Raw genomic sequence first — 8116 nt, 5'->3', positions numbered from 1 at the left:
GCTTTTTAGTGGCGGATGGAATCAGACGAGGGGTTTAGGCTCGTGCTCTGTTTCCAAGGCCTTGTGCTCAACCGGGGCTGGAGCCTCGATCGCTTCGGCAGCCGGTGCGGCAGCGGCTGCAGCAGCGGCGGCTTCAGCTTCCTTGCGGCGACGACGCACTTCACGTGGGTCGTTCGGCGCACGGCCGTTTTCGGTCAGGGCGCTGGCAGGCGCGGCTTCAACCACGGGCGCTGCGACTTCGGCAACCACTGGCGCTTCAATCACGGGTGCAGGCTCAACCACTGGGGCGGGCTCGGCAACCACTTCGGCAATCGGTGCAGGCGCTTCTTCCACCACAGGGGCAGGTGCTGGCGCTTCAACCGGTGCAGCTGGCTCGGCAGTCCACTGGAAAGCGGTCTGTTCTTCGCGAACTTCACGCACTGCCGGGGCGGCGTCCTCGACAACCGGCGCTTCAACGACGGCTTCAACCACTGGCTGAGGCTCGACTACCGGTGCAGGCTCGACAGCAGTCACTTCGACTTCTGGTTGAACGTCGCGCACTGGCGAGGCAACTTCCACTTCCGGAACCACTGGGGCTTCGATCGGGGCAGTGGCTTCGACGACTGGCGCTTCAACAACCGGCGCTTCAACCGCTGGCGTCTCGGCAACCGATGCTTCTGCAGCAGCCGTTTCTTCAACAGCAGCGGTAGCGCGTTCAGCTTGCTCATGCGCCTGGGCTTCAGCCGGTGCACTGATCACGGTGCTGGCAACTGCGGCGGTCACAGCCAGGCCGGCAGCCAGTTCGGCGCCCGTCGGTTCTGCGGTTGCAGCTTCGCCGTTCTCGCCGGTATCTTCCGAGCCTTCGATCACATTGCCGTTGGCATCACGCTGACGCTCACGACGGTTGCTGCGGCGACGCTGGCCACGTGAGCGGCGGCGTGGACGATCGCCTTCGGCGTTGTCCTGACCGTCTTCCTGCAGTTGCTCTTCACCGGTCAGCACTTCTTCTTCGCTGGTGGCAGCGGCTTGCTCGGCACGTGGTTGACGCTCTTCACGCGGTGGGCGCGGCTGGCGCTCTTCACGTGGGGCGCGTTCTTCACGCGGCTGGCGAGCCGGGCGTTCTTCGCTGGCGGCTTCGGCAGCGACGGCAGCTACCGCTGGTGCGGCGTCCAGCGGCTCGCGCAGTTCACGCACACGTTCTTCACGCTCGCCACGTGGCTTGCGGTCTTCACGTGGGGCGCGCGGAGTACGTGGCGCGCGCTCTTCGCGCGGTGCACGTTCTTCACGGGCTACAGTCGGGGTCTCTTCACGGGCTTCGCGAGGTGCACGCTCTTCACGTGGTGCGCGTTCTTCACGCGGTGCACGTTCTTCGCGGGGCTTGCGCTCTTCGTCACGGCGACCGTTGCGGTTACGGCTCTGTTGACGGCCGTTGCGACGTTCTTCGTTGCGGGCCGGGCGTTCGGTGGCCGGTTTTTCAACCACAACCGCCGCAGCAGGCTCTTCTTTACTGGCGAACAGGCTGACCAGTGACTTCACCAGGCCTTTGAACAGGCTTGGCTCAGGCATGGCGGCCGGCGCGGCAACCGGTGCAGCCACTTCGGTCGGTACCGGAGCGTTGGCACGTGCCGGTGCGGTCTTAACGGCCGCTTCCTGGCGAACCAGGGTGCGGGTCGCGGCGGCTGGCTGGACTTCTTCCACTTCGGCAGCGGCAGCAGCGATTTCGTAGCTGGACTGGCCGCTGTGGGCTTCCGGGCTGTCATCACGCAGGCGTTGCACTTCGAAGTGCGGCGTCTCGAGGTGATCGTTCGGCAGGATGACGATGCGGGCACGGGTGCGCAGTTCGATCTTGGTGATCGAGTTGCGTTTTTCGTTAAGCAGGAAAGCGGCCACCGGGATCGGCACTTGCGCGCGAACTTCGGCGGTGCGGTCTTTCAGGGCTTCTTCTTCGATCAGGCGCAGGATCGCCAGCGACAGCGATTCAACGTCACGGATGATGCCGGTGCCGTTGCAACGCGGGCAGACGATGCCGCTGCTCTCGCCCAGGGAGGGACGCAGGCGCTGACGGGACATTTCCAGCAGGCCGAAGCGCGAGATACGGCCGACCTGTACGCGGGCACGGTCAGCTTCCAGGCATTCGCGGACTTTTTCTTCCACGGCGCGCTGGTTCTTGGCCGGGGTCATGTCGATGAAGTCGATCACGATCAGGCCGCCGATGTCACGCAGGCGCAACTGGCGGGCGATTTCTTCAGCCGCTTCCAGGTTGGTCTGCAGGGCGGTTTCTTCGATGTCGCTGCCTTTGGTGGCGCGCGCCGAGTTGATGTCGATGGACACCAGGGCTTCGGTCGGGTCGATCACGATGGAGCCGCCGGAAGGCAGTTCGACCACGCGCTGGAAGGCGGTCTCGATCTGGCTTTCGATCTGGAAACGGTTGAACAGCGGAACGCTGTCTTCGTACAGCTTGATCTTGCTGGCGTACTGCGGCATCACCTGGCGAATGAAGGTCAGGGCTTCGTCCTGGGCTTCAACGCTGTCGATCAGCACTTCGCCGATGTCCTGGCGCAGGTAATCGCGGATGGCGCGGATGATCACGTTGCTTTCCTGATAGATCAGGAACGGCGCGGAACGATCCAGGGAGGCTTCTTTGATGGCGGTCCAGAGTTGCAGCAGGTAGTCGAGGTCCCACTGCATTTCTTCGCTGCTGCGGCCCAGGCCTGCAGTGCGCACGATCAGGCCCATGTCGGCAGGAGCAATCAAGCCGTTCAGCGCTTCACGCAGTTCGTTGCGTTCTTCGCCTTCGATGCGACGGGAAATGCCGCCGGCACGTGGGTTGTTCGGCATCAGCACCAGGTAACGGCCGGCCAGGGAGATGAAGGTGGTCAGGGCAGCGCCCTTGTTGCCACGTTCTTCTTTTTCGACCTGAACGATGACTTCCTGGCCTTCGCTCAGGACGTCCTTGATGTTCACGCGGCCTTCGGGGGCTTTCTTGAAGTATTCGCGGGAGATTTCTTTGAGGGGCAGGAAGCCGTGGCGCTCGGAGCCGAAATCGACAAAGGCAGCCTCAAGGCTTGGTTCGATGCGAGTAATACGGCCTTTATAGATGTTGGCCTTCTTTTGCTCGCGTGCACCGGATTCGATGTCCAGGTCATAGAGGCGTTGGCCATCTACCAGTGCAACACGCAACTCTTCGGGTTGAGTTGCGTTAATCAGCATTCTTTTCATGTTGTACCGTCGGTTTCCGGGCTGCCGGAAACGGCGTTCGGCACACACGACTTCTCACGGTCGGTGTCAGGTGCGTCAAGAGTGGTTGGCCACTCCAGTGTCCAGCAATAACGAGCCAATTGGGCCGGTATCGCGACGGACGCGTCCTGCTTGTTAGCGGTGGTGACAAAGGCACCACTTCAACAAAAGCTAAGGTCAGGAGGAGGAATCAACCGGCGACTGTGGACGAGATGAAGCGTCTTATAAGCCTAATGCTACACGGTCCGACGGTTGTGCATCTCCACCCTACACGTATCCCTGATAATTCGGGTGCTGCCGCGCGCAGAATCCGCAGCGGGTTGGCATTTACCGTGTACTCCAATGGGGAGTCCACGCTCATGGCTAAACAAGACTAGGTGTGGGCGACTGCGCTCTCACTCAGCTCTTAACAGGCGTTGTTTCCGAAGCATTCGCCGTGGTCTGGCTCAAGACTGACTGCACTTTGTGAACTGGCCGTAAATATCGGCGCAGAACGCGAGTATTCACTCTGCTTTCTGCACTCGCTTCAGGCCTCATGTCACCTGCGCTTGTTACAATCCTGAGCCTTCCAGGGTGGCAAAAGCCCCGTAGGACGGCCTCGCGTCCTGATGAATTGCGATGGTCAGGGCCGGCAGATTGCCGCAAGTCCTCTGTCCAGGCCGCTTTTGGCGGCGTTCGCGACTATAGCAGCAATGATTAAGTGCTTCAATTCCATAAAAAATTGTTATCATCGCCGCCATGACGAATACCGCCCCCCAGACCCCCAGCGTCCAGCTGCTCGAGGTCTCGCCGGAATATGCCGGCCAACGCATCGACAATTTCCTCCTGGCCAGGCTCAAAGGCGTGCCCAAGACCTTGATTTACCGCATCTTGCGTAAAGGTGAAGTGCGCGTGAACAAAGGCCGGATCAAGCCCGAGTACAAGCTGCAGGCGGGCGATATCGTCCGTGTGCCGCCGGTGCGCGTGCCTGAGCGTGACGAGCCGGTGCCATTGGCCCAGGGCCTGTTGCAGCGCCTGGAAGCGTCGATTGTCTTCGAAGACAACAAGCTGATCGTGATCAACAAGCCTTGCGGCATTGCGGTTCACGGCGGCAGTGGCCTGACGTTCGGGGTGATCGAAGCCTTTCGTCAGTTGCGACCCGATGCCAAGGAGCTGGAACTGGTCCACCGCCTGGACCGCGACACCTCCGGCCTGCTGATGATCGCCAAAAAACGCAGCATGTTGCGTCACCTGCACACCGCCTTGCGTGGCGATGGCGTGGACAAGCGCTACATGGCATTGGTGCGTGGTAACTGGGCCAGCTCCATCAAGAGCGTGCGTGCGCCGCTGCAGAAGAGCAACCTGCGCTCCGGCGAGCGCATGGTCGAAGTGGACGAGGAGGGCAAAGAAGCCCTGACCCTGTTCAAGGTGCTGCGCCGCTTCGGTGACTTCGCCACTATGGTCGAGGCCAAGCCGGTGACCGGGCGTACCCACCAGATTCGCGTGCACACCCTGCACGCGGGCCACTGCATCGCCGGTGACACCAAGTACGGCGATGAGGATTTCTCCAGGGAAATTCGTGACCTGGGCGGCAAGCGCCTGTTCCTGCACGCCTATATGCTCACCGTGCCGCTGCCCGATGGCGGCGAGCTGAAGTTGCAGGCGCCGGTCGATGAGATGTGGGCCAAGACCGTGGAGCGTTTGAGTGTCGCACTCTGACTACAAGCTGCTGATTTTTGATTGGGACGGCACGCTGTGCAATTCCATTGGGCGCATCGTCGACTCAATGCACGCGGCGTCGACCCGTTCGGGTTTCGAGTTATGCACTGATCTGGCGGTAAAAGGCATTATCGGCCTGGGCCTGCCCGAGGCGATCCGTACCCTGTACCCCCGGATCAGCGATGCGCAACTGGTGACCTTTCGTGATCATTACGCTGATCACTACATCGCGCTGGAGGCCACGCCTTCGCCGCTGTTTGACGGCGTAAGGCAATCCCTGGAAGCGTTTCGCGCCGAGGGTTATCACTTGGCCGTGGCCACCGGCAAGGCCCGTCGCGGGTTGGATCGGGTGCTCAAGGCCCACGGGTTTGAAGATTATTTCAGTATCACCCGTGCAGCGGATGAAACCGCCAGCAAACCTCACCCTCTGATGCTGGAGCAGATCCTGGCGCATTGCGGCGTAGCGCCGCGTCAGGCGTTGATGGTGGGTGACGCTTCCTTCGACCTGATGATGGCACGCAATGCTGGCATGGACAGCGTGGCGGTCAGCTACGGTGCTCAGGCAGCCGAAGCCTTGCAGGCATACGAGCCCAGGCTGACGATTGATCATTTTTCTGAACTGCAAGCCTGGCTCAGCCGGGCTTGATAAGTCTTTGCTGGGGTTAATGGCATGAGTGACGAGTGGAAAGCGCCCGAAAAGGCCGAAAGCGGTGATGATAAAAGCTGGAAGTTGTTGGAGAAGACCCTGCTGGCCAGTGTTCAGGAGCAGCGCCGTGCACGGCGTTGGGGGATTTTCTTCAAGCTGCTGACGTTTATCTGGCTTATCGCCATGCTGGCGTTGTTCAGCCCGCTGATGGAGATGGAAAAAAGCGCCACCCGTGGCAACAACTACACCGCCTTAATCGACGTGAACGGGGTGATTGCCGATAAGGAGTCCGCCAGCGCCGATAATATCGTCGGCGGCCTGCGTGCAGCCTTCGAAGATCCCAAGGTCAAGGGCGTGATCCTGCGCATCAACAGCCCAGGCGGCAGCCCTGTGCAGTCTGGCTATGTGTATGACGAGATTCGCCGCCTGCGCGGGCTGCACCCGGATATCAAGCTGTACGCGGTGATTTCCGACCTGGGCGCCTCGGGTGCCTATTACATCGCCAGCGCTGCTGACCAGATCTATGCCGACAAGGCCAGCCTCGTCGGTTCCATTGGTGTGACAGCGGCCGGTTACGGCTTTGTCGGCACCATGGAGAAGTTGGGGGTGGAGCGTCGCACCTACACCTCGGGTGAGCACAAGTCTTTCCTGGACCCGTTCCAGCCACAAAAGGCCGATGAAACCCAGTTCTGGCAGGGCGTGCTCGACACCACCCATCGTCAGTTCATTGCCAGCGTGAAGCAGGGGCGCGGCGATCGTCTGAAAGACAAAGACCATCCGGAGCTGTTCTCCGGCCTGGTGTGGTCCGGTGAGCAAGCGTTGCCATTGGGTTTGATCGATGGCTTGGGCAGTGCCAGTTCGGTGGCGCGCGATGTGATTGGTGAGAAGGAGCTGGTGGACTTCACTGTTCAGGAATCGCCGTTTGATCGCTTCTCCAAGAAACTCGGCGCCAGTGTGGCGCAGAAGCTGGCCTACTACATGGGCTTCCAGGGCCCGACGCTGCGCTGAAATATCAGCTTTGTGGTAGTTCAAAATGTGGGAGCGGGCTTGCCCGCGATAGCGCCGGGTCAGTCGACATTGAAAGTGACTGGCCCACCGCTATCGCAGGCAAGCCAGCTCCCACAGTGGTTTTGGGGTGGGCCTAGGGGATTTGCACGCCTTCAGCCAGGAGCATGTCCACCAGTCGAATCAGTGGCAGGCCGATCAGGCTGGTCGCGTCCGGCCCTTCGGTACTCTGAAACAGGCTCACACCCAGCCCTTCGGCCTTGAAGCTGCCTGCGCAGTCATAAGGCTGTTCCACACGCAAATAACGCTCGATGCGTTCTACATTCAGTTCGCGCATCTGCACGGTAAACGGCACGCAATCTACCTGGCAGTGGCCCGTCTCACTGTTGAGCAGCGCCAGGCCAGTTAAAAAACTCACGCGTTTGCCGCTGGCTGCCAGCAATTGCTCGCGGGCGTTTTCAAAGGTATGAGGTTTGCCGATAATGCGGCCATCGAGCGCGGCCACCTGATCCGAGCCGATAATCAGGTGCCCTGGATGACTGGCGGCGAGGGCGCGGGCTTTCTCTTGCGCCAGGCGCTTGACCAGCTCAATGGCCGATTCATTTGCGCGATGGCTTTCGTCGATATCCGGCGAGCTGCAGATGAACGGTAGGTGCAGGCGGGCCAGCAATTCCCGGCGATAAACCGAGCTGGAAGCGAGTAATAAAGGCAGCATGGGTGTCTCCTCGAGGCAGCCGCCGATTCTAGCGGGGCGACCAGCTGACGCACAGGGCTGAATTTCCTTTGACATGGCTGGGTGCATCCCTATAATGCTGCGCCTATGTTGAATGACCCGATTCCACCTCACGTTGACCCGCGCAAATTGGCTGATCGTGGCACCACCCTTCAAGGTGAAGTGCTGCTGGCCGATTTGGAGAGACTCTGCGACCCGCTTTCCGACACTGTCGGTACGGTGCAGGCTAAATTCGTTTTTGAACGAGATGAACGTAAGTCTGTGGTAATACACAGCTTTATCGACACCGAAGTCAAAATGGTTTGCCAGCGTTGTCTTGAGCTGGTCACCCTGCCGATCCACAGCGAATGCAGTTATGCTGTGGTGAAAGAGGGTGCGAATACCCAGTCGTTGCCGAAAGGTTATGACGTGCTGGAACTGGGCGAAGATCCTTTGGATCTGCATGCACTGATCGAGGAGGAGCTTTTGCTCGCCTTGCCCATTGTGCCTGCTCATCATCCGGAAGAATGCCAGCAGCCGGAGGGCCTTGATGACGAGGCCGAGCCGAGCGAGGACGAGGTAACGCGGTCCAACCCGTTCAGTGTATTGGCGCAGTTAAAGCGTGACCCAAACGTTTAGGAGTTAATCAATTATGGCTGTTCAGCAGAACAAAAAATCCCGCTCTGCCCGTGACATGCGTCGTTCGCACGATGCCCTGACGGCAAGCACTCTGTCCGTAGAAAAAACCACCGGTGAAGTTCACCTGCGTCACCACGTATCGCCAGAAGGCGTATACCGTGGCCGTAAAGTGATCGACAAGGGCGCTGACGAGTAATCAC

At 60.2% G+C, this 8116-nt stretch carries 7 protein-coding genes; 5 read left to right on the top strand and 2 right to left on the bottom strand.

Features of this window, described 5'->3' with window-relative positions:
• Positions 1–21: 21 nt before the first annotated feature.
• The gene (gene rne, locus FEM54_RS01145) at positions 22–3198 is read right to left on the bottom strand and encodes a ribonuclease E (protein WP_138449129.1); all 3177 of its coding nucleotides are present in this window, start codon (positions 3196–3198) and stop codon (positions 22–24) included.
• A gap of 756 nt (positions 3199–3954) precedes the next feature.
• Here rne and rluC point away from each other — a divergent pair.
• From rluC to FEM54_RS01130, 3 genes are read left to right on the top strand one after another with little or no spacing between them, the layout of a single operon-like run.
• Positions 3955–4914 carry a 23S rRNA pseudouridine(955/2504/2580) synthase RluC gene (rluC, locus tag FEM54_RS01140; RefSeq protein WP_138449127.1) on the top strand — a complete coding sequence of 320 codons (960 nt, stop codon included), beginning with the start codon at positions 3955–3957 and terminating at the stop codon, positions 4912–4914.
• Positions 4901–5560 (top strand): HAD-IA family hydrolase, encoded by a 660-nt coding sequence (locus tag FEM54_RS01135; RefSeq protein ID WP_138449126.1) that lies wholly within the window; start codon positions 4901–4903, stop codon positions 5558–5560. Before rluC ends, FEM54_RS01135 begins: the two co-directional genes overlap by 14 nt.
• A gap of 24 nt (positions 5561–5584) precedes the next feature.
• Positions 5585–6568: a S49 family peptidase gene (locus tag FEM54_RS01130; RefSeq protein ID WP_138449124.1), complete on the top strand. Its 984-nt coding sequence runs from the start codon at positions 5585–5587 to the stop codon at positions 6566–6568.
• Positions 6569–6701: 133 nt separating this feature from the next.
• On the opposite strand, the gene FEM54_RS01125 is transcribed toward FEM54_RS01130, so the two are convergent.
• Positions 6702–7280: a Maf family protein gene (locus tag FEM54_RS01125; protein ID WP_138449123.1), complete on the bottom strand. Its 579-nt coding sequence runs from the start codon at positions 7278–7280 to the stop codon at positions 6702–6704.
• Between the two features lie 105 nt (positions 7281–7385).
• Here FEM54_RS01125 and FEM54_RS01120 point away from each other — a divergent pair, with 105 nt between their 5' ends.
• Together FEM54_RS01120 and rpmF are read left to right on the top strand one after the other, a co-directional pair.
• Complete coding sequence (locus tag FEM54_RS01120) at positions 7386–7916, top strand: YceD family protein (protein WP_005790551.1); 531 nt, start codon at positions 7386–7388, stop codon at positions 7914–7916.
• 13 nt (positions 7917–7929) lie between these two features.
• Positions 7930–8112 (top strand): 50S ribosomal protein L32, encoded by a 183-nt coding sequence (gene rpmF, locus FEM54_RS01115; RefSeq protein WP_004371305.1) that lies wholly within the window; start codon positions 7930–7932, stop codon positions 8110–8112.
• Positions 8113–8116: the final 4 nt, after the last annotated feature.

Origin of the sequence: Pseudomonas edaphica (assembly GCF_005863185.1) — a bacterium.
GTDB classification, from domain to species: Bacteria; Pseudomonadota; Gammaproteobacteria; order Pseudomonadales; family Pseudomonadaceae; genus Aquipseudomonas; species Aquipseudomonas edaphica.
Note: the sequence above shows the minus strand (reverse complement) of the source record. Positions and strands in the feature narration are given on the sequence as shown.

Bases quoted from the DNA above. Each gene is read 5' to 3' on its own strand.
- rne (WP_138449129.1), bottom strand. From the start codon at position 3,198: ATGAAAAGAATGCTGATTAACGCAACTCAACCCGAAGAGTTGCGTGTT.
- rluC (WP_138449127.1), top strand. From the start codon at position 3,955: ATGACGAATACCGCCCCCCAGACCCCCAGCGTCCAGCTGCTCGAGGTC.
- FEM54_RS01130 (WP_138449124.1), top strand. From the start codon at position 5,585: ATGAGTGACGAGTGGAAAGCGCCCGAAAAGGCCGAAAGCGGTGATGAT.
- FEM54_RS01125 (WP_138449123.1), bottom strand. From the start codon at position 7,280: ATGCTGCCTTTATTACTCGCTTCCAGCTCGGTTTATCGCCGGGAATTG.
- FEM54_RS01120 (WP_005790551.1), top strand. From the start codon at position 7,386: ATGTTGAATGACCCGATTCCACCTCACGTTGACCCGCGCAAATTGGCT.
- rpmF (WP_004371305.1), top strand. From the start codon at position 7,930: ATGGCTGTTCAGCAGAACAAAAAATCCCGCTCTGCCCGTGACATGCGT.